General features: G+C 55.6%; 22 protein-coding genes. 11 read left to right on the top strand and 11 right to left on the bottom strand.

The window, feature by feature from the left end:
• The first annotated feature begins 276 nt into the window (after positions 1-276).
• A complete protein-coding gene (infA, locus tag LQK91_RS09170; protein ID WP_002211347.1) occupies positions 277-495 on the top strand; it encodes a translation initiation factor IF-1 in 219 nt (72 codons plus the stop codon).
• A gap of 88 nt (positions 496-583) precedes the next feature.
• Here the strand turns inward: infA and clpA are convergent, their stop codons facing one another.
• The gene (gene clpA, locus LQK91_RS09165) at positions 584-2,860 is read right to left on the bottom strand and encodes an ATP-dependent Clp protease ATP-binding subunit ClpA (protein ID WP_003849320.1); all 2,277 of its coding nucleotides are present in this window, start codon (positions 2,858-2,860) and stop codon (positions 584-586) included.
• Between the two features lie 52 nt (positions 2,861-2,912).
• Positions 2,913-3,233: an ATP-dependent Clp protease adapter ClpS gene (clpS, locus tag LQK91_RS09160; protein ID WP_105099351.1), complete on the bottom strand. Its 321-nt coding sequence runs from the start codon at positions 3,231-3,233 to the stop codon at positions 2,913-2,915.
• Positions 3,234-3,549: 316 nt separating this feature from the next.
• On the opposite strand from clpS, the gene cspD reads away from it, so the two are divergent.
• Complete coding sequence (gene cspD / locus LQK91_RS09155) at positions 3,550-3,774, top strand: cold shock-like protein CspD (protein ID WP_003849316.1); 225 nt, start codon at positions 3,550-3,552, stop codon at positions 3,772-3,774.
• Between the two features lie 87 nt (positions 3,775-3,861).
• On the opposite strand, the gene LQK91_RS09150 is transcribed toward cspD, so the two are convergent.
• On the bottom strand, positions 3,862-5,499 hold the full coding sequence (locus LQK91_RS09150; RefSeq protein WP_105099352.1) for an ATP-dependent nuclease: 1,638 nt from the start codon (positions 5,497-5,499) through the stop codon (positions 3,862-3,864).
• 128 nt (positions 5,500-5,627) lie between these two features.
• Between LQK91_RS09150 and LQK91_RS09145 the strand changes: the two genes are divergently transcribed.
• From LQK91_RS09145 to ltaE, 3 genes are all read left to right on the top strand, one after another.
• Positions 5,628-6,527 carry a lysine exporter LysO family protein gene (locus tag LQK91_RS09145; RefSeq protein ID WP_003849311.1) on the top strand — a complete coding sequence of 300 codons (900 nt, stop codon included), beginning with the start codon at positions 5,628-5,630 and terminating at the stop codon, positions 6,525-6,527.
• A gap of 130 nt (positions 6,528-6,657) precedes the next feature.
• Positions 6,658-8,379, top strand: a complete 1,722-nt coding sequence (poxB, locus tag LQK91_RS09140) for a ubiquinone-dependent pyruvate dehydrogenase (protein WP_003849309.1) — start codon at positions 6,658-6,660, stop codon at positions 8,377-8,379.
• 71 nt (positions 8,380-8,450) lie between these two features.
• Positions 8,451-9,452, top strand: a complete 1,002-nt coding sequence (gene ltaE / locus LQK91_RS09135; RefSeq protein WP_105099353.1) for a low-specificity L-threonine aldolase — start codon at positions 8,451-8,453, stop codon at positions 9,450-9,452.
• 3 nt (positions 9,453-9,455) lie between these two features.
• Here ltaE and LQK91_RS09130 read toward each other — a convergent pair whose 3' ends face one another.
• Positions 9,456-10,280 carry an N-acetylmuramoyl-L-alanine amidase gene (locus LQK91_RS09130; RefSeq protein WP_105099354.1) on the bottom strand — a complete coding sequence of 275 codons (825 nt, stop codon included), beginning with the start codon at positions 10,278-10,280 and terminating at the stop codon, positions 9,456-9,458.
• Positions 10,277-10,597 (bottom strand): heavy metal-binding domain-containing protein, encoded by a 321-nt coding sequence (locus LQK91_RS09125; RefSeq protein WP_003849304.1) that lies wholly within the window; start codon positions 10,595-10,597, stop codon positions 10,277-10,279. The genes LQK91_RS09130 and LQK91_RS09125 overlap by 4 nt, the downstream gene beginning before the upstream one ends.
• A gap of 105 nt (positions 10,598-10,702) precedes the next feature.
• Here LQK91_RS09125 and LQK91_RS09120 point away from each other — a divergent pair, with 105 nt between their 5' ends.
• The 6 genes from LQK91_RS09120 (at position 10,703) to artJ (LQK91_RS09095) (ending at position 15,179) form a co-directional block, all read left to right on the top strand.
• Entirely contained in the window at positions 10,703-11,242 is a 540-nt protein-coding gene (locus tag LQK91_RS09120; RefSeq protein ID WP_003849298.1) for a lipoprotein, read from the top strand.
• A gap of 223 nt (positions 11,243-11,465) precedes the next feature.
• Positions 11,466-12,194 (top strand): arginine ABC transporter ATP-binding protein ArtP, encoded by a 729-nt coding sequence (artP, locus tag LQK91_RS09115; RefSeq protein WP_008925830.1) that lies wholly within the window; start codon positions 11,466-11,468, stop codon positions 12,192-12,194.
• A 15-nt stretch (positions 12,195-12,209) separates the two neighbouring features.
• A complete protein-coding gene (artJ, locus tag LQK91_RS09110; protein ID WP_003849295.1) occupies positions 12,210-12,941 on the top strand; it encodes an arginine ABC transporter substrate-binding protein in 732 nt (243 codons plus the stop codon).
• A 6-nt stretch (positions 12,942-12,947) separates the two neighbouring features.
• Entirely contained in the window at positions 12,948-13,664 is a 717-nt protein-coding gene (artQ, locus tag LQK91_RS09105) for an arginine ABC transporter permease ArtQ (RefSeq protein WP_003849293.1), read from the top strand.
• Positions 13,664-14,332 (top strand): arginine ABC transporter permease ArtM, encoded by a 669-nt coding sequence (artM, locus tag LQK91_RS09100; RefSeq protein WP_003849291.1) that lies wholly within the window; start codon positions 13,664-13,666, stop codon positions 14,330-14,332. The genes artQ and artM overlap by 1 nt, the downstream gene beginning before the upstream one ends.
• Positions 14,333-14,447: 115 nt before the next feature.
• A complete protein-coding gene (gene artJ, locus LQK91_RS09095) occupies positions 14,448-15,179 on the top strand; it encodes an arginine ABC transporter substrate-binding protein (protein WP_105099355.1) in 732 nt (243 codons plus the stop codon).
• Positions 15,180-15,199: 20 nt separating this feature from the next.
• On the opposite strand, the gene rlmC is transcribed toward artJ (LQK91_RS09095), so the two are convergent.
• From rlmC to potF, 6 genes are all read right to left on the bottom strand, one after another.
• The gene (gene rlmC / locus LQK91_RS09090; protein ID WP_105099356.1) at positions 15,200-16,330 is read right to left on the bottom strand and encodes a 23S rRNA (uracil(747)-C(5))-methyltransferase RlmC; all 1,131 of its coding nucleotides are present in this window, start codon (positions 16,328-16,330) and stop codon (positions 15,200-15,202) included.
• A gap of 41 nt (positions 16,331-16,371) precedes the next feature.
• Positions 16,372-16,839 carry a YbjO family protein gene (locus LQK91_RS09085; protein ID WP_039660870.1) on the bottom strand — a complete coding sequence of 156 codons (468 nt, stop codon included), beginning with the start codon at positions 16,837-16,839 and terminating at the stop codon, positions 16,372-16,374.
• A gap of 75 nt (positions 16,840-16,914) precedes the next feature.
• A complete protein-coding gene (potI, locus tag LQK91_RS09080; RefSeq protein WP_078804216.1) occupies positions 16,915-17,760 on the bottom strand; it encodes a putrescine ABC transporter permease PotI in 846 nt (281 codons plus the stop codon).
• Entirely contained in the window at positions 17,757-18,719 is a 963-nt protein-coding gene (potH, locus tag LQK91_RS09075; protein ID WP_003849283.1) for a putrescine ABC transporter permease PotH, read from the bottom strand. The genes potI and potH overlap by 4 nt, the downstream gene beginning before the upstream one ends.
• Before the next feature lie 9 nt (positions 18,720-18,728).
• The gene (gene potG, locus LQK91_RS09070; protein ID WP_003849280.1) at positions 18,729-19,862 is read right to left on the bottom strand and encodes a putrescine ABC transporter ATP-binding subunit PotG; all 1,134 of its coding nucleotides are present in this window, start codon (positions 19,860-19,862) and stop codon (positions 18,729-18,731) included.
• 123 nt (positions 19,863-19,985) lie between these two features.
• Entirely contained in the window at positions 19,986-21,095 is a 1,110-nt protein-coding gene (gene potF, locus LQK91_RS09065) for a spermidine/putrescine ABC transporter substrate-binding protein PotF (protein ID WP_008925826.1), read from the bottom strand.
• Between the last annotated feature and the right edge of the window lie 8 nt (positions 21,096-21,103).

Genomic DNA, 21,103 nt, shown 5'->3' with positions numbered 1-21,103 from the left:
GCGCTTCGCAATAACGAGCCGGAATTGCCAGGCTGGGAATCTCAACGCACTCTCGGAACTGTTTTCAATCGTGCGCGTGTTACCGGTTGATACAGATTCTTAGCCCGCTAATCCCCTGCAGACGCCACCATAAACACCCTAATTTTACCGGATGCACGTAACTGACGTGCACCCCGGCAAAGCGTTGGCAAAATCGCCGACGGTTCTTTACATAAATCGTTGAATTGGGCATTATCTTGCCGGTTCAACTGAAAGGTAGTACACCCAGAGGATTCGATGGCCAAAGAAGACAATATTGAAATGCAAGGTACCGTACTGGATACGTTACCTAACACCATGTTCCGCGTAGAACTTGAGAACGGACACGTGGTCACTGCTCACATCTCCGGTAAAATGCGCAAAAACTACATCCGCATCCTGACGGGTGACAAAGTGACCGTTGAGTTGACCCCGTACGACCTGAGCAAAGGCCGCATTGTCTTCCGTAGTCGCTAATTTGCAGTAACTTCATCGCTCTGCATGTTGAAGCGATAAAAAAGGCCGGATATCAATATCCGGCCTTTTTCACATCTGCAGCAAGTGATTAGTGCACAGTGCCTTCGGTTTTGCGTTTCTCAGCACTCAGGAAGTGATAGGTCAGTTCACCTTTCTCACGATCCAGCGCAACAGATACCGAGCCACCATCCACCAGCGAACCAAACAGCAGTTCATTGGCTAACGGTTTCTTCAGGCTGTCCTGCACGGTGCGCGCCATCGGACGTGCGCCCATCGCTTTGTCATAGCCCTTCTCAGCCAGCCAGTCGCGCGCTTCATCACTGACTTCCAGCGACACACCTTTCGCATCCAGCTGCGCCTGCAACTCGACAATAAATTTGTCGACCACCTGATGGATCACCGCTGGTGACAGGTGACTGAACCAGATGATGTTGTCGAGACGGTTACGGAACTCTGGCGTAAAGATCTTTTTGATCTCTTCCATCGCATCGGTGCTGTTGTCCTGATGAATCAGGCCAATCGACTTACGTTCCGTCTCACGCACACCGGCGTTGGTGGTCATCACCAGCACCACGTTGCGGAAGTCCGCTTTGCGACCGTTGTTATCTGTCAGCATGCCGTTATCCATCACCTGCAGCAGCAGGTTGAAGACATCCGGGTGCGCTTTCTCGATCTCATCCAGTAACACCACCGCATGTGGATGCTTGATCACCGCATCCGTCAGCAGCCCGCCCTGATCAAAACCGACGTACCCCGGAGGTGCACCAATCAGACGACTGACGGTGTGACGCTCCATGTACTCGGACATGTCAAAACGCAGCAGCTCAATACCCAGCGCTTTCGCCAGCTGCACAGTCACTTCCGTTTTACCCACACCGGTTGGCCCGGCAAACAGGAAGGAACCAACTGGCTTGCGATCCTGACCCAGACCGGCGCGGCTCATTTTGATCGCTTCCGTCAGCACCTCAATGGCTTTGTCCTGTCCAAACACCAGCATCTTGAGCCGTTCGCCCAGATTTCTCAGTGTATCGCGATCGGTTGCTGACACACTTTGTTCAGGAATACGGGCAATGCGGGCCACCACAGTTTCAATGTCAGAAACATTGATGGTTTTCTTACGTTTGCTGGCAGGCATCAGGCGCGCACGCGCACCCGCTTCATCAATCACGTCAATCGCCTTGTCAGGCAGATGACGGTCGTTGATATATTTCACTGCCAGTTCCACCGCTGCACGCACCGCTTTCGCGGTATACCGCACATCATGGTGGGCTTCATACTTGGTCTTCAGGCCGCTCAGGATCTGCACGGTTTCTTCAACAGAAGGCTCAGTGATATCGATCTTCTGGAAACGACGCGCCAGAGCACGATCTTTTTCGAAGATGTTGCTGAATTCCTGATACGTGGTAGACCCCATTACCCGAATCTTACCGCCAGAAAGTAACGGTTTAATCAGGTTCGCTGCGTCTACCTGGCCACCTGATGCCGCACCCGCACCAATGATGGTATGGATCTCATCAATAAACAGAATGCTGTGTTCGTCCTGCTCCAGCTGTTTCAGTAGCGCTTTGAAGCGTTTCTCAAAGTCACCACGATATTTGGTGCCTGCCAGCAGTGAACCAATATCCAGCGAGTAGATAGTGCAATCTTTCATCACTTCCGGTACATCGCCCTGCTCGATACGCCAGGCGAGACCTTCTGCGATAGCCGTTTTACCGACACCGGATTCCCCCACCAGCAGCGGGTTGTTTTTACGGCGACGGCACAGCACCTGAATAGTACGTTCCAGCTCTCTGTCGCGACCAATCAGTGGATCAATCCCACCGACGCGAGCAAGCTGATTAAGATTGGTGGTGAAGTTTTCCATACGATCCTCCCCGCCTGCTTGCTCTTCGTTAACCGGGTTTTCAGCGCCTGGCGCCTGGCCCGGTTCGTCTTTGCGCGTACCGTGAGAGATGAAATTCACCACATCAAGGCGGCTGACTTCATGTTTGCGTAACAGATAGGCCGCTTGCGACTCCTGCTCGCTGAAGATGGCGACCAGCACATTCGCCCCGGTGACTTCACTGCGACCGGATGACTGGACATGGAAAACCGCGCGCTGCAGAACGCGCTGGAAGCTGAGCGTTGGTTGAGTATCACGCTCCTCCTCACTGGCAGGCAGCACCGGTGTGGTTTGTTCGATGAAGGCTTCGAGTTCCTGCCGCAGAGCCACCATGTCCACCGTACAGGCTTCCAGTGCCTCTCTGGCCGACGGGTTACTGAGCAATGCCAGTAACAGATGCTCGACGGTCATAAACTCATGACGGTGCTCACGCGCTCTGGCGAAAGCCATATTTAAACTGAGTTCCAGTTCTTGATTGAGCATTAGGCACCTCCCCCAATTATCGCCCTTACCTGTTTCCTATATGGAGACGGGCTCAGGCTTTTTCCAGCGTACACAGCAACGGATGATGGTTTTCCCGCGCATAATTGTTCACCTGGGCCGCTTTTGTTTCGGCGACTTCTGCAGTAAATACACCACAGATCGCCTTGCCGTGATAGTGAACTTTCAACATCAGCTGCGTTGCACGTTCAACATCATAAGAAAAGAACTTTTGCACGACGTCAATAACAAATTCCATAGGTGTATAATCGTCATTATTCAGAATGACTTTATACATAGAAGGCGGCTTTAACCCTTCACGTACTTTGTCTTCGGCCCGATGTTCAAAGTTAAGCCAGTCGTTTGTGTTTGCCATAGTGTTCCGTTGAGATTTTGCTTTTAGCCTTTAAGTGGCTACATGTTGAGAGTTTAACATGCCTGTCAAGCTGCGGGCCGCTGCTGAAAATTTATTCAGAAATAACCTTGCGCGACCTGCATCACAAAATTTGCAATAGCGTTAACTGCCTCAAATTTTGATGATTTTTTCCCCATCCGGCCCGGTGGTTTGCTTGACGCCAGCGGCGCTTTCTCTACATTCTACCTGCACAGGCTGATTGAGTTTTAATCAAATCCGACTCACAGCTTCAAAGACCTCACCTACTTATAAAATGTCTTGCGAGGGAAGTAAAAGCATGGAGACGGGCACCGTTAAATGGTTCAATAATTCCAAAGGCTTTGGCTTTATCTGTCCGGTTGGTGGTGGCGAAGATATTTTTGCGCACTACTCCACCATTCAGATGGAAGGCTACCGAACGCTAAAGGCAGGCCAGCAGGTTCAGTTCGATGTGCATGAAGGTCCGAAAGGCAATCACGCCAGCCTCATCGTGCCGGTTGTTGAGGTACAGGCCGTGGCCTGATACTGAACCCACCTCTGTACAGAGCCCTAAAAATGCCAGCCAGTGCCGCTGGCATTTTTCATTTTTGACAGGCCATGTTTGACAGGCTTAGTCCGCCTGACCCTGCGCCAGCCCAATCACCCGGGCAAACATCTGCCGCATTAACGGCGGGATGGCTTCCGGCCCGCGTTCCGCCGCCGATGTCGCCACTGCGATCGCCAGTTCCGGCTTGGAGCTCTGGTGAATCGCTTTGGTAATAATACGCCTGGAACTCATCGGCGCGTTTAACGGCAGGTGCGCCATTTGATGATAAACATCCTGAAACCCCTGGTGATAGAGAAAGTTTTCCATATCCAGCGCGGGTAACTGCGTCAGAAAACGCGGCTCAGGATCACCCGGCTGTAACTGCGTGCGCGCCGTGCTGGCATATTTATTACCCGCCTGATCGCCATCTGTCAGCACGTGCCAGGCGATCCCCATGCGTCGGGCAAATTTCAGCAGCGGCTTCAGGCCCGATTGCGCAAACTCAATCACTTTCACCCCTTCCGCCGCGAAGTTGTAACCACACTGCTGCGCCAGCTCATTCATAATCCAGACCTCGGTTTCACCTTCGACCAGCAGCCAGCAACGGGCAAACAGGGCCGCTGGTCGATTGACGCGAATATGAAAGCCGATACGCCGACTCTCTTCGGCACTCAGACCTTCCGGACCGATGCGCCAGGCTACTACGCGTGAGGACTGACGCACCAGACGGCAGACGTTTTCTACCGGCACCTGCGACAGCAGTTCAGCTGAATTGGTCGTGACGATTTTCTGTAGCGGCAGCAGCTTCAGCAGGTTCCAGGCCACGGACAGCATAATCGGATGCAGGCGGGTTTCCGGATCTTCAATCAGCAGCAGCGGCCGCGCACCGGCAGCTAGCGGAACGTCGCCTCGTGCTTCGATCAACAGGGTAAACATCTGCAGCAAAATCAGCTGACGGCTGCGGGAGTCAGTTCCGGCAATCAGCTGATTCAGATGATCCAGCGCCCGCCATCCCTGCACCCCATCGCGCATCTGCGGATCCCGTGACCGGGCCTCACTGCCTGCGCCAGGCGGTTGCACCAGAAAATAGTGCTGCATCAATTGCTGCATCGTCTTGAGGCCCTGTCTCAGCACCTCATCGCTGAGTTGCTGAGGATGTTGCTCCAGATCGCGCGCCAGCGTCTCCATGCCCGCCAGCAGCTCAGGATGGGGACCGGTCACGGGCGCACGGTTCCGCGTTCGCTTGCTGAAACGCGCGTCGCGCAACCGCAATACCGGATAACGCGTCAGCAACAGGTCGATTGCGTCCGCACAGTTCTGCTCAGGCAACAGCTGGGCATTTACGTCAACGAAACGGCGACGGGTGTCGATGCCGCCGTCACGCCAGGTGGCGCTGACGCTGTAATAAAGCCGACGCTGGCCCTGCGCATCACGCTGCCAGAAGGTCGAGAGCACCGCGTCCGGATCGCTTCCGTCATCCCGAAAGTGGAACACCACTGAAATACGGCGCATCGGATCGGTCACATCACCCGGTGTAAAATGGAAATCCGCCTCAGTAAAAACATAGGCCGGTTCATGAGGAGAGAGCAGCAGGCTCATGACATCCAGCAGGCTGGATTTACCCCAGGCATTCTCACCAATCAGCAGAGTGGTGTGCGTTAAAGGCAGTGAGAGCTTATTGATACCGCGGAAGCCGCGAATGTCGATATGTTCCAGAATCATAGGCGTCCATCCTCAGTTTATAGACAGCATGGTTGTCGCCCGCGCGCCGGTCAAGCCGCTTTATCAGGGTTTACTCCGTTACGCTTTTTCGCTAGCGTGTGACCTCTTCTTCCAGGGATGGCAATGATATGTACTCCGGACTTCTGATTATTCTGCTGCCGCTAATCGCAGGCTGGCTGTTACCCTTCCGTAAAACCGCCACCCTGCGTCGGGTAAATCAACTGCTGGGCTGGATGGTTTACGTCATTCTGTTCTTTATGGGCATCAGCCTGGCCTTTCTCGACAACCTGAGCAGCAATCTGCTGGCCGTTTTTCATACGGCTCTGGTGGCGGCGTTCTGCATTCTGCTGTGCAATGTACTGGCGTTGCGCGGGCTGGAGAAATATGCACCGTGGCAGCATGCGCACCGGCAGGAGAAGCTTCCCTCGCGGCTGCATATGGCACTGGACTCGCTGAAGCTATGTGGCGTGGTTGTCATCGGTTTTCTGCTAGGTCTGACCCAGTGGTCACTGCTGCACCACGCCTCCACGGCCAGTGAATATGCGCTGATCTTCCTGCTGTTCCTCGTGGGGATTCAGCTGCGCGGCAGTGGAATGACTCTGCGTCAGATTATCCTGAACCGTCGCGGTCTGCTGGTTGCCAGTGTGGTGCTGGTCAGCGCGCTGGCAGGTGGCATGATCGCGGCATTACTGCTGGGTGTTCCGCTAAAAACCGGTCTGGCGCTAGCCAGCGGCTTTGGCTGGTACTCTCTCTCTGGCATATTGATGACCGAAGCTTTTGGCCCGGTCATTGGCAGCGCCGCCTTCTTCAACGATCTGGTGCGTGAACTGGTCGCAATCATGCTGATCCCCGCGCTGATTGGCCGTCATCGTTCCAGCGCGCTGGGGCTGTGCGGTGCCACCTCAATGGACTTTACCCTGCCGGTACTGCAGCGGGCGGGCGGCAACGAGATTGTCCCTGCCGCTATTGTGCACGGTTTTGTGATGAGCCTGCTGGCCCCGATTCTGATCGCCCTCTTCTCTGCCTGAATTCGGTCTGAGATGTGCTGAGCTCTGCCAGCGCATTTTTTCACGCCTGCTTTTCTGCCGTGTCGTCTACGCTTCTTTTTTCGATTCTGGTCACGTCACTCTTCATGGCGGGCCGACAAAGGAGAAGATCATGAAACAAACCGTGGCGGCGCTGGTCGCCAAAACGCTGGAAAGCGCGGGCGTAAAACGCATCTGGGGCGTCACCGGAGATTCCCTTAACGGCCTGAGCGATAGCCTGAATCGCATGGGCACTATTGAATGGATGCCGACACGCCATGAAGAGGTCGCCGCCTTTGCGGCGGGTGCGGAAGCGCACATCAGCGGCGAACTGGCGGTCTGCGCCGGCTCCTGCGGACCAGGCAACTTACACCTCATCAACGGCTTGTTCGACTGCCATCGTAACCGCGTCCCGGTGCTGGCGATTGCGGCACACATTCCCTCCAGCGAAATCGGCAGCGGTTATTTCCAGGAAACTCATCCCCAGGAGCTGTTCCGCGAATGCAGCCACTACTGTGAGCTGGTCTCGAATCCTGAGCAGTTACCGCAGGTGCTGGGCATTGCGATGCGCAAAGCCATTCTCAATCGCGGTGTCTCAGTCGTGGTGCTGCCGGGTGATATCGCCCTGAAACTGGCGCCAGAAAGCGCCCGCACTGAGTGGTATCCACCGCAGTTGCCGCAGGTCCTGCCTCAGCCAGCCGAACTGACCCGGCTGGCACAGACGCTCAACGACGCCTCTGACATCACGCTGCTGTGCGGCAGTGGCTGTGCCGGTGCGCATCAGGAGGTGGTGGCGCTGGCAGAAGCGCTTAAAGCGCCAATTGTTCATGCGCTGCGTGGCAAAGAACACATCGAATATGACAACCCTTATGATGTTGGCATGACCGGTCTGATCGGTTTCTCATCCGGCTTCCACGCCATGATGAATGCCGGGACGCTGATATTGCTGGGCACCCAGTTCCCCTATCGCGCATTCTATCCGGAAAACGCGAAGATCATTCAGATTGACATCAACCCGGGCAGCCTGGGATCGCATTGTCATGTCGATGAAGCGTATGTCGGCGATGTGAAAAGCACGCTGCAGGCGCTGCTACCGCAACTGACGACCAAAAGCGATCGCAAACATCTCGACAGTGCGGTTAAACACTATGGCGAGGCGCGCAAAAGTCTCGACGAACTGGCGCAGCCCAACGACAAACAGCCAATTCATCCGCAATATCTGGCACAGCAGATCAGTCACTACGCCAGCGATGACGCTATTTTTACCTGCGATGTCGGCACCCCAACCGTGTGGGCGGCGCGTTATCTGAAGATGAACGGCCGACGTCGCCTGCTGGGTTCGTTTAACCACGGCTCAATGGCGAACGCGATGCCACAGGCGCTGGGTGCGCAGTCGATCGATCGCAATCGTCAGGTTGTCGCGCTGTGCGGCGACGGCGGCTTCAGCATGCTGATGGGTGATTTTATCTCGCTGGCGCAGCTGAAAATGCCGGTGAAACTGGTGATTTTCAACAACAGCGTGCTGGGCTTTGTGGCGATGGAGATGAAAGCGGGCGGCTATCTTACCGACGGCACCGAGCTGGAAAATCCTGACTTTGCCGCTATCGCCCAGGCCTGTGGCATCCGGGGTATCCGGGTGGAAAAGGCCTCAGAACTCAATGGTGCGCTGGAGCAGGCATTTGCCCACGATGGCCCGGTTCTGGTGGATGTGATTACCGCCAAAGAGGAGCTGGCAATGCCGCCGCAGATCAAAATGGAGCAGGCCAAAGGCTTCAGTCTCTACATGCTGCGCGCCATCATGAATGGTCGTGGTGACGAGGTGGTAGAACTGGCGAAAACCAACTGGCTACGGTAAAACAGAGGTTCCATCCAGGCGGGCGCGATGCCCGCCTTTTTTTTCTCTTCCGCCACATCCAGGAGCATAAGGTGATCGATTTACGCAGTGATACCGTGACCCGGCCCAGCGCCGCCATGCTAAACGCGATGATGTCTGCCGAAACAGGCGATGATGTCTACCGTGACGATCCCACCGTCAATGCGCTGGAAGCAGAAGCCGCACGATTAAGCGGCAAAGCAGCAGCGCTGTTTTTCCCTACCGGCACTCAGGCAAATCTGGTGGCATTGCTCAGCCACTGCGAACGCGGCGATGAATATATCGTCGGTCAGCAGGCGCATAACTACAAGTATGAAGCAGGTGGCGCGGCTGTGCTGGGGAGCATTCAGCCGCAACCAGTGCTGGCCGCCGACGATGGCACTCTGCCGCTCGACGTGGTGGCGGCTGCCATCAAGCCGGATGATATTCACTTTGCCCGCACCCGCCTGCTGAGTCTGGAAAACACCCATCATGGTAAAGTCCTGCCGCTGGCGTATCTGGAACAGGCGTGGACTTTTACCCGTGAGCATAAGCTGGCGCTGCACATTGATGGCGCACGTATTTTCAATGCGGTGGTGGCGCAAAAAACCACGCTGGCTGCGATGGCCCGCTATTGCGACACCCTGACCATCTGTCTCTCAAAAGGCCTGGGCACGCCGGTGGGTTCACTGCTGTGTGGCGATACAGCGCTGATTGAGCGCGCCCGTCGCTGGCGTAAAATGACCGGTGGCGGCATGCGTCAGGCCGGTATTCTCGCGGCGGCGGGTCTCTACGCATTGGAACACAACGTGACGCGACTCCAGGAGGATCATGACAATGCTGCCTGGCTGGGACAGCAGCTGCATGAGCTGGGCGTCAGCGTTATCGATCAACAGACCAACATGCTGTTTGTGGCGGTGCCGGAAGCTCAGGTCAAACCATTAGGTGAGTGGATGAAAGCGCGCGGCGTGTTAATCAGCGTGGGGACACGTACCCGGCTGGTCACCCATCTGGATGCTGATCGTGCGGCACTGGAGCAGGTTGTCGCCCACTGGAAAGCGTTTCTGCAACAGTAATCGCTATTCCGCCGCGCCATACTTCTCCAGTAGCGCGGCCGCTATCGCGGCGGTTTCGGCATCGGGCTGACCGCGATAATCCGCAGGCCGGAAGTGCATCTGAAACGCGGCAATCACTTTCTGCTGCTCACGCGCACTCATCTCCGCCGTCGCCGCATAACCGAAGCGCTGCAGGTTTTCCATGAGTGGCTGCACCGGCACCTGTGCGTGTGGATCCTGACCCGCTAAATAAAACTGCACCCGTCCGGCATCAGGCCATGCGCCCAGTCCGCGCTGCGCCAGCTGTTGCCACGGAAAAAGTGGACCCGGATCCTGCTTGCGCTGCGGCGCGATATCGCTGTGACCGACAATGTTTTCCGGTGGGATGCCGTAGCGCTGTGCAATATCACGCACCAGGGCCTCCAGCGTGATGATCTGCGCGGCGGTAAAGGGCTGCCATTCAAGACCGGTCAGGGTGCGGCGATATCCCCGGTTCACCAGCTCAATGCCAATCGAGGTGTCGTTGATGCGACTGGCTCCGCGCCAGAAACTGGGCCCGGCATGCCAGGCAAGTTGCTGCTCCGGCACCAGCTGCCAGACAATGCCTTTGCCGGCGCGCTGAGGCGGCTGACGGGGGATCAGATAATGGACGCTGACCTCCCGATCGGTGAGGGTCGCCAGCGACGAAGAAAAATCTTCGGCGGTATAGTGGATGACAATCACCTTAACCCGCGGTCGCGCCCCCTGAGCGGGATGCCGCAGATCGGCCCAGTAGCCGTCACGGGATTCTATCCCGGAGTGGCAGCCCGCCAGCAGCAGTGCCAGTATCAGCAACAGCCCGCGTTTCAACGAATAATCACTGCCGTGCCGCTGACGCTGACCATCAGCATACTGCCATCTTTGCCGACCGTTTCGTAATCGATATCAATACCGACCACCGCGTTGGCACCCAGCGCTTTTGCCTGTTCTTCCAGCTCTTCAAACGCAATCTCGCGTGCTTTACGCAGCTCTTTCTCATACGCGCCGGAACGGCCGCCGACCACATCACGGATGCCCGCAAAAAAATCACGGAAAATGTTCGCACCAAGAATCGCTTCGCCAGTGACCACACCACAATATTCACTGATGCTGTGGCCTTCCAGCGTCGGGGTTGTTGAAAATTTCATCGCATTCTCCTTGTTGAAATCAGGCTAAGGCTCTTTCGACTAAAAAGCACAGCTATACTCTATGCTAAAAAGGGCACCTTGCCAGAGAACCATAAGGAAATCGAGATGAGAAACAACGCGTTTGCGCTAATGATCCCGGCGGCCCTGCTGCTTAGCGCCTGTACCACCGTTGAGCCAGTCATTAAGGATAATGGCCCGCGAACCGCCCCCTGCATTGAAGGCGGTCCTGATCAGGTTGCCCAACAGTTTTATGACCTGCGTGTTGAACAGCCCACGCAGGGTCTGCCTGACAGCAACACACTGGCAAAATATCGCCCTTACCTGAGTGATGCGCTTTACCACTCCCTGCAGGCGGCCAGCGGCAGCAATGCCGGCGCACAGTGGCGGAACGGTGATCTTTTCTCCAGCCTGTCACAGGGCCCGACAGCCGCCAGCGTCGCTGATGCATCCACTATTCCAAACCGTGATGCACGCAACATCCCGCTACGGGTAAAACTGAGCCGCGACGGAAAGGAGTGGCAGGATGAAGTGCTGATGATTCATCAGGGCACTTGCTGGGTCGTTGACGACGTGCGCTACATGGCTAACCCTGTGCATGCCGAGGGTGGAAGCCTGAGCCAGATGCTTGAAAAGTCAAAAAAATAACCTGATATTTTAGCGGTATGAAAAGCGCAGCCACCTCAGGTGACTGCGCTTTTTTATTGCCGCAGCCTGCCCCACGGCATCGGGCTGGCACCAGACACTGCATGATATTGTGCTAAGCTTTTGCTGTTTACCTGTTGTTTTACAAATTTTAACCCACCTTATTTGCATAACTATTCTGGTGACGTTAAAATCCGCGACACTAATAGCTATTCAAATCTGGCGCATGAGTATTCAACTAAACGCAATAAACTGCTTCTACGGTGCTCATCAGGCGCTGTTCGACATCAACCTTGAGTGTCCGCAAGGCGAAACCCTGGTACTGCTTGGCCCAAGCGGTGCGGGCAAGAGTTCGCTGCTGCGGGTACTTAACCTGCTGGAGCAGCCTCGTTCAGGTCAGTTGCAGATTGCCGGCAATCAGTTCGACTTCACTCAGAAACCCTCTGACGCCGCGATTCGCGAACTGCGTCAGAACGTCGGTATGGTGTTCCAGCAATATAATCTCTGGCCGCATCTCACCGTGCTGCAGAATCTGATTGAAGCGCCCTGCCGGGTGCTGGGCCTCAGCAAAAGTGAAGCGCGTGCCCGCGCCGACAAGCTGCTTGATCGTCTGCGCCTCACGCCTTACAGCGATCGCTTCCCGCTGCACCTCTCTGGTGGTCAGCAGCAGCGTGTGGCGATTGCCCGCGCCCTGATGATGGAACCGCAGGTGCTGCTGTTCGATGAGCCGACGGCCGCGCTGGACCCTGAAATTACCGCACAGATTGTCAGTATCATTCGCGAACTGGCGCAGACCCGCATTACCCAGGTGATTGTGACCCATGAAGTGGAAGTGGCACGTAAAACGGCCAGCCGCGTTGTTTACATGGAGAACGGTCGCATTGTGGAACAGGGCGACGCCAGCCGCTTTACACAGCCGCAAACCGACGCGTTTGCTCACTATCTTTCGCACTAAGTCAGGATGCTAAAAATGAAAAAAATGGTACTTGCTGCACTGCTTGCCGGTTTTAGCCTGAGCGCTACCGCGGCACAGACAATTCGTTTTGCGACCGAAGCCTCTTATCCTCCTTTTGAGTATGTGGATGCAGATAACAAGATTCAGGGCTTTGATGTTGATCTGGCTAACGCACTGTGTAAAGAGATCGACGCGACCTGCACCTTCACTAACCAGGCGTTCGACAGCCTGATCCCAAGCCTGAAATTCCGTCGCTTTGATGCGGTGATGGCGGGCATGGATATCACGCCGGATCGTGAAAAGCAGGTCCTGTTCACCAAGCCTTACTACGACAACTCGGCGCTGTTTGTGGCCCAGAAAGGTAAAGTCGCCAGTGTTGAAGCGCTAAAAGGCAAGCGCGTTGGCGTCCAGAACGGCACCACACATCAGAAATACCTGACGGATAAACACAGCGACATCACCATCGTTCCTTACGACAGCTATCAGAACGCGGTACTGGATCTGAAAAATGGCCGCATTGATGCCGTATTTGGTGACACCGCCGTGGTTAACGAGTGGCTGAAGCAGAATGCTGCGCTGGCTGCTGTCGGCGATAAAGTTACAGATAAAGCCTACTTTGGTACTGGCCTGGGTATTGCGGTTCGCACCGGTAACACCGAGCTGCAGACCAAATTCAATGGCGCGCTGGATAAAATCAAAGCGGATGGTACCTACAAGACCATCTACAGCAAATGGTTCCAGCAGTAATCTCCGATGAATGAAATGATGACCCTCGCAAGCGCCGCCGGGATGACCGTCGGCCTTGCTGTTTGTGCTCTCATCGCTGGCCTGGTGCTGGCGATGATTTTCGCTGGCTGGGAGTCACTGCGCCTGAGACCACTGGCGTGGATTGGCACCGGCCTGGTGACGCTGATCCGTGGCCTGCCGGAAATTCTGGTGGTGCTGTTTATCTATTTTGGCGCATCACAGCTGCTGCTCACTCTCTCTGATGGTTTCACGCTGAACTTCGGACTGTTTACGCTGCCGGTTCAGATGCAGATTGAGAACTTTGATGTCAGTCCTTTCCTGTGTGGTGTGATTGCGCTGGCGATGCTCTATGCCGCCTACGCCTCACAGACGCTGCGCGGCGCACTTAAAGCGGTGCCTGTCGGTCAGTGGGAATCGGGACAGGCGCTGGGCATGAAAAAATCGGCCATATTTTTGCGGCTGATTATGCCCCAGATGTGGCGTCACGCCCTGCCCGGTCTGGGCAATCAGTGGCTGGTGCTGCTAAAAGATACCGCACTGGTCTCGCTGATCAGCGTCAACGATCTGATGCTGCAAACCAAAAGTATTGCTACCCGAACGCAGGAGCCCTTTACCTGGTTCCTGGTGGCGGCCGCGATCTACCTGGTGATTACGCTGTTCAGCCAGGCGGTGTTACGCCGCATTGAACTGCGCACGACCCGCTTTGAACGGGGGAACAGCTGATGCTGGCCTATCTGCCTGAACTTCTGAAAGGGCTGCACACCAGCCTGACGCTGACGGCGGCCTCGCTGGTGGTGGCGCTGCTGCTTGCACTGATCTTCACCGTGGTGCTGTCGCTGAAAACGCCGGTGTTTAATCCGCTGGTGAAGGGCTTTATCACACTGTTTACCGGCACGCCGCTGCTGGTACAGATCTTCCTGATCTACTACGGTCCGGGACAGTTTCCGTCGATCCAGCAGATCCCCTGGCTGTGGCATCTCCTGTCGCAGCCGTGGCTGTGCGCGATGCTGGCGCTGTCGCTGAACAGCGCGGCTTACACCACGCAACTGTTTTACGGTGCGGTCCGGGCGATTCCTTCCGGACAGTGGCAATCGTGCGCGGCACTTGGCATGGGTCGCAAAGACACCCTGCGCATCCTGCTGCCCTATGCATTTAAACGCGCCCTCTCCTCTTACTCCAATGAAGTGGTACTGGTGTTTAAAGGCACCTCGCTGGCCTACACCATCACTCTGATGGAAGTCATGGGCCACGGCCAGTTGCTCTATGGCCGTACCTATGACATCACAGTCTATGCCGCGGCAGGTCTGATTTATCTCTGCGTTAACGGTTTACTGACGCTGATGATGCGACTGATCGAAAGACGCGCGCTGGCATTTGAGCGGCGTAACTGAATTCCGGGCGAGGCCTCTCGCCCTTTCCGCCTGAAAAATCACCATAATTGCATAAAAATTCATTTTATGGCAGGGTATTGCCCTCTCTGGCTGACCACATCACAGGAATCATAAAATGAAAAAATGGATTATTGCCGCTGCGCTGGCAACGCTTACGATCAACGCGCAGGCCGCGGAAAAGATCCGCTTCGCCGCCTCAGCAACCTATCCACCGTTTGAAACGCTGGATCGGGAAAATAATCTGGTGGGGTTTGATATCGATCTGGCCAAAGCGCTGTGTCAGCAGATGAAAGCAGAGTGCACTTTTACCAACAACGCCTTCGACAGCCTGATTCCGTCACTGAAGTTTCGCCGCTATGACGCGGTCATTTCCGGCATGGATATCACCGCTGAACGTAGCAAGCAGGTCGATTTTACCCAGCCTTATTACGCTAACTCCGCCATTGTGATCGCGCAGAAGGGCAAGTTCAGTAGCTTCAGCGATCTGAAAGACAAACGCATCGGCGTTGAAAACGGCACCACCCACCAGAAGTTCCTGCAGGATAAGCATCCGGAAGTGAAAGTAGTCGCGTATGACAGCTATCAGAATGCGATTCTGGATATGAAGAATGGCCGACTGGATGGCGTGTTTGGCGACAGCGCGGTGGTGAATCAGTGGCTGAAAACCAATCCCGATCTCGCTACGGTCGGTGAACATGTGACGGATGCAGACTACTTTGGCACCGGCCTCGGCATTGCGGTGCGGAAAGGCAATACCGCGCTGCGCGATCAGTTCAATCAGGCGCTGACCGAACTGAAAGCCAACGGCAGCTGGCAGCAGCTTAATCAGAAGTGGTTCCCGGAGTAACTCCGGGAATTTCACCGGACTCAGTGGTGACGGCGGGTTAACAGCGTCAGCACTTCAAAATGGGCGGTGTGAGGGAACATATCGAACAGCTGAACCTTCGTGACCTCATACGCGCTCAGCCGGGCAATGTCCTGCGCCATGGTCTGCGGATTACAGCTTGAATAGAGCAGATAATCCGGGGCCATCTGGCTGAGATAATCACACAACGCCTCTCCAATCCCACGACGCGGCGGATTCACCAGCACCAGCTGCGGTACGGCATCGCGTCCGGTCGCAAACGACGTAGAGTCCAGCGCCGCAAACTGCACTTTCTCCAGCCCCAGCATCTCAGCGGAACGTTGGGCGCATTTAATCGCCTCAGCGCTAATCTCAATGCCGGTCAGTTCCATCTCTGGTGTCGCGCAATGCAGGCCAAAACCGCCTACGCCACAGAAGAGATCCCACATACTGTTAACCGGCAGCGCACGCACCCAGTCGCGTGCGGTGGCATAGAGTGCACTGGCAACCTGCGGATTGGTCTGGAAGAAGCTCTGCGGGCGGATCCACAGCGGCACGCCGTTGAAGTTCTCTGCCAGCGACTGCGCGGGCGTCAGCGCAATCTCCTCATCCCCTTCCAGAATCGCCATATGCACCGGCTGAATATTGGCAGAGATCACCGCCAGCTGCGGCAACTGCTGTTGCAGCCAGGGCAATGCCGCACGCAGCTGTTCCAGTTTAGCGGTTGAGCGCAGGACAAAACGGAGCATGATGCCGCCCTGCTGACTTTCGGTTATCAGCAGGAATTTCAGTTCGCCGCGTTTACGTGCCACGTTATAAGGCGTCAGGCCGGCACGGGCAATAAAGGGTTTTAGCGCCGTAAACACCGGCTGGAAGCTGGCGGGATAGAGCGAACAGTCGCACAGATCGACAGCCTCGCCATCACGATGGATAAGACCCAGCACCGGACGCTCAACACTGCCGCTGACCACCATTTTGGCTTTGTTACGGAATGCCTGTTGTGGTGAGGTTACCGGCGGCAGCCAGGCTGTAACCGGCTGCTCAGCCAGTAACTGCTCAAGCATCGACTGCTTGTCGCTCAGCTGAATGGGATAGGGTTTTTCCAGCCACTGACAGGAGCGGCAACGATTAGCGTCATAAAGCGCGCAGTGCATGGTAAAGCCTTAACGATGGGGTCGGGCGGAGCGCGATTGTATCATCGCTTCCTGAAAAAAGCGCGGCTGCTGGCAGGCAGAAACAGCAGCATCAACACCAGCAGGTCGGGAATTTTCTGCGACAGCGTATGGTGGATTATCTGGACATTATTGTCGCCATCAATGCTGAAAATTTCCGGGTAGATTCCCCCCAGCGAAGCGAACAGCATATAGATCAGCACAACCCCCTGTGTCGCCACATAGCCCCAGCGTCCACGGTTACTGCCGCGCATCAGAATAAAGGCGCAGCGCAGTTCGAACAGGAAGATCAGCTGGCTGGCGATAAAGATGAGTGTCGAGTCCCAGGACTGGGCGCTGCGGTGCACAAAGTTGGCGAGTTCGCTGTAACCCAGCTCGTTTGCCAGCATCAGAACGCTCAGGCAGCGGGTCGCGATAATAGCAATGCCCGCAACCGTCACCGGAACCGGTGCGCCTGAGAGCGTAGCGCTGCTTTTGAAGATGTCTGACATAGTCCGTGACTCCACCTGATCGAAAAACGGGCCGGTTAAACCGGCCCGTTTATATAGTGGCAAAACTCAGGGATTTCAGCCACGTTTAGCTTTCTGAATATCGCTTAAACGCTGTTTTTCTTCGTGCGCCATAAATCGCCAAGCGATAAAACCGACTAAACCGACCACAAACAGGATCAATGAAGCCAGCGCATTGATTTCCGGGTTAACGCCGCGTCGTACGGTGGCGAAAATCGCCATCGGCAATGTCGTCGCGCCCGGTCCGGTCACGAAGCTGGCAATCACCAGATCGTCGAGCGACAGGGTAAACGCCAGCAGCCAGCCGGTGACAATCGCCGGCGCAATCATTGGCACGGTAATCACGAAAAAGACCTTCAGTGGCGTGGCACCTAAATCCATCGCAGCCTCTTCAATTGAGCGGTCCAGCTCACGCAGACGCGAGTTAATCACCACCGCCACATAGGCGGTACAGAAGGTGACGTGTGCCAGCCAGATGGTCAGCATGCCGCGTTCGCTCGGCCAGCCAAACGCGTTACCCATTGCGACGAACAGCAGCAGCAGTGACAGCCCGGTGATCACATCGGGCATCACCAGCGGCGCGGTCAGCATAAACGCAAAACCGTTGTGTCCCCGGAAGCGACCAAAGCGAACGATAATCACTGCAGCCAGCGTGCCCAACACCACCGCCATCGTGGCAGAAAGTCCGGCGATGCTCAGACTCAGCACCACTGCGTCGATCATCGCGCTGTCCTGGAACAGCACCCTGTACCAGTGGAACGAAAAGCTCTCCCATACCGTCACGAGCGGGGAGCGGTTGAAGGAGTAAACCACCAGCAGCAGCATCGGCGCATAAAGGAACAGGAAGCAGCAGGCCAGAATAGCGGTACGCCATGGCGAGCGAATAGTTGGCAAATTATTCATGCCTTCTCTCCCATTTCACGGTTTTGATGCTTATGGAACCAGATGATCGGCAGAATCAGGATCAGCAGAATGATCACCGCCAGCGCGGAAGCCACCGGCCAGTCACGGTTGTTAAAGAACTCCTGCCACAGGATACGGCCAATCATGATGCTGTCCGGGCCACCCAGCAGTTCAGGAATCACGTACTCCCCTACCGCCGGGATAAAGACCAGCATCGATCCGGCGATGATGCCGCCTTTAGTCAGCGGCACAATCACGCTGAAAAAGGTCTTCAGCGGACGCGCGCCCAGGTCCAGTGAGGCTTCCACCAGCGAGTAGTCGATACGGGTCAGCGCGGTGTAGATTGGCAGCACCATAAACGGCAGATAGCAGTAGACGATACCGATATAGACCGCGGTATTGGTGTAGAGGATCACCAGCGGATGATCGATTACGCCCAGCCACAGCAGGAAGCGGTTCAGAATGCCGTTGTTGTTCAGCAAGCCCATCCAGGCGTAGACGCGAACCAGAAACGAAGTCCACGACGGCAGAATGACCAGCAGCAACAGAATGGTGCGCATCGACGGCTTACTGTGCGCCACGGCCCAGGCGAGTGGATAGCCAATCAGCAGACAGATGACCGTGGAGATCGCCGCTACTTTCAATGACTGCAGATAGGCGTCGATGTAGAGCGGATCGTCAGTCAGCGTCAGATAGTTGCCGAAATTGAGCACAATGCTGAACTGGTCATCTGCCCAGCTCACCAGCTCAGTGTAAGGGGGAATCGCTCGCGCTATGTCTGCGAAGCTAATCTTCAGCACCGTCAGAAACGGCAGCAGGAATAACAGCACCAGCCAGACATAAGGCAGTGCGATCACCAGCTTGCGGCCATGCTGCATTTTTACCCGCGTGGCCCAGCGTTGCAGCGGCGTGCCGACCAGTCGTGCAGGCGCTTTGGCGCGTTGGAAAATCTGGCTCATAGCCGCTCCTTAAACCGTCAACACCACGCAGCTGTCGCTTTCCCAGCAGAGGCGGACTTCATCGCCCCAGGTTGGCAACCCTTTGCGGTAGCGATGCGCGTTTTGCAACTGTGCGCTAATCATCTGTCCACTGTGCAGACGGACATGGAAAATAGAGAGGTCGCCGAGATAAGCGATGTGAACCACTTCTCCCACCGCAAAGTTATAGCCATCGGCGGGTACTTCATCGCACAGCATGACTTTTTCAGGACGCAGCGCCACATGCACCGGCACGTTATCGACCACCGAGACATCGGAATCGACTTTCAGCGGATGCATCAGGCCGGGACTGTCGATCACCAGGCCATCCGCCTGACGTTCACGCAGTAACCCTTCGAAGACGTTAACCGAACCGATAAACTCCGCGCTGTAACGGCTGGTCGGATGCTCATAGATCTCTTCCGGCTCGCCAATCTGCACGAATTTACCGCGATTCATAATCGCAATGCGCCCCGCCATGGTCATCGCCTCTTCCTGGTCGTGCGTCACCATCACGCAGGTCGCGCCAACGCGCTCCAGAATATCAACCACTTCCAGCTGCATTCTGTCGCGCAGTTTCTTGTCCAGAGCGCCCATTGGCTCATCCAGCAGCAGCAGTTTTGGGCGTTTCGCCAGGCTGCGGGCCAGTGCCACGCGCTGACGCTGACCACCGGAGAGCTGATGCGGTTTGCGTTTCGCAAACTCCTGCATGTGCACCAGCGCCAGCATTTCGGCCACCCGACTGTTTATCTCCCCTTTCGGCAGCCGGTCCTGCTTCAGACCAAAGGCAATATTCTGCTCCACCGTCATGTGCGGAAACAGCGCGTAGGACTGGAACATCATGTTAATCGGGCGCTGATAGGGAGCAACGTGCGACAGATCCTGTCCATCCAGCACAATCTGGCCGCTGGTGGGCGGCTCGAAACCGGCCAGCATGCGCAGCAGCGTGGATTTGCCACAGCCCGATGCACCCAGCAGGGCAAAGATCTCACCTTTATAGATAGTCAGGCTGACATCATCCACGGCGTGCTGGCCGTCAAAGGATTTGGTCAGATTGCGAATTTCCAGCAGCGGCGTTAACGCTTTTGCGGTTTTATTTTGAGGACGGGGAATGGCATCGTTCACAAAGGGTTCTCTCCGGAGCCAGGCGGAACATTGCGGCAAAATTTGCCGCTAAAAATGGCACAACAGAGGCCGGTATTGCGCCTCTGTTGCTGATGCGTGACAGGTCAATCCGTTAAGGACGAACTACTTACCACTTTTTACTTTAGTCCATGCACGCGTACGCACACGATCCAGTTTCGGATCCTGGACTTTCAGCACGAACAATTTCGACATCGCTTCAGGTGTCGGGAAGATACCTGGATTGTTACGGACATCAGCATTGATCAGCGGCAGCGACGCTTTGTTGCCGTTGGCGTAGTTCATTTTGTTAGAGACATCGGCGATCACTTTCGGATCCATGATGTAGTTCAGCCAGGCGTAAGCACCGTCGAGGTTTTTCGCATCTTTCGGGATCGCCATCATATCGAAGAAGGCCAGTGCGCCCTCTTTCGGTACGCTGTAGCCCAGGTGCACCCCGTTTTTCGCGGCATCAGCACGGTTTTTCGCCTGCAGAATATCGCCCGACCAGCCGATGGCGACACAGATGTTACCGTTAGCCAGATCGTTGATGTACTGCGACGAGTGGAAGTAGCGGATATTCGGACGCAGTTTCAGCAGCAGGTCAGTGGCCGCGCCGGAATAGTCTTTAGCATCAGAGGAGTTCGGATCTTTGCCCAGATAGTTCAGTACCGTGGCGAAAATCTCTTCCGGTGCATCCAGGAAGGAAACGCCACAGCTTTTCAGTTTCTCCAGGTTTTCTGGCTTCAGCACCAGATCCCAGCTGTTGACTGGCGCATCGGCGCCCAGTGCGGCTTTAACTTTATCGATGTTATAGCCAATACCCGTGGTGCCCCACAGATATGGAATGGCATATTTGTTACCGGGATCGTGTTGCGCCACTTTTTCCATCAGTGCCGGATCGAGGTTTTTATAGTTAGGCAGTTTGCTCTTATCCAGCGGCTGGAATACCCCGGACTGCAGCTGACGCGCCAGGAAACTGGAAGATGGCACCACAACATCGTAGCCGGTACTGCCCGCCATCAGTTTGCCTTCCAGCACTTCGTTGGAGTCAAACACATCGTAGACCACTTTGATGCCGGACTGCTTTTCAAAGTTCGGCACGGTATCTGGCGAAATATAATCGGACCAGTTGTAGACGTGCAGCGTTTTATCTTCCGCCATGCTGCTGGCCGACGCGGCCATCAGCGCAGCAGCTACCACAGCTGACAGCCATTTCTGACGTGAGTTGAACATATTTTTCC

Origin of the sequence: Pantoea sp. MHSD4, from assembly GCF_021043305.1 — a bacterium.
In the GTDB taxonomy this organism is placed as follows: domain Bacteria; phylum Pseudomonadota; class Gammaproteobacteria; order Enterobacterales; family Enterobacteriaceae; genus Pantoea; species Pantoea eucalypti.
Note: the sequence above shows the minus strand (reverse complement) of the source record. Positions and strands in the feature narration are given on the sequence as shown.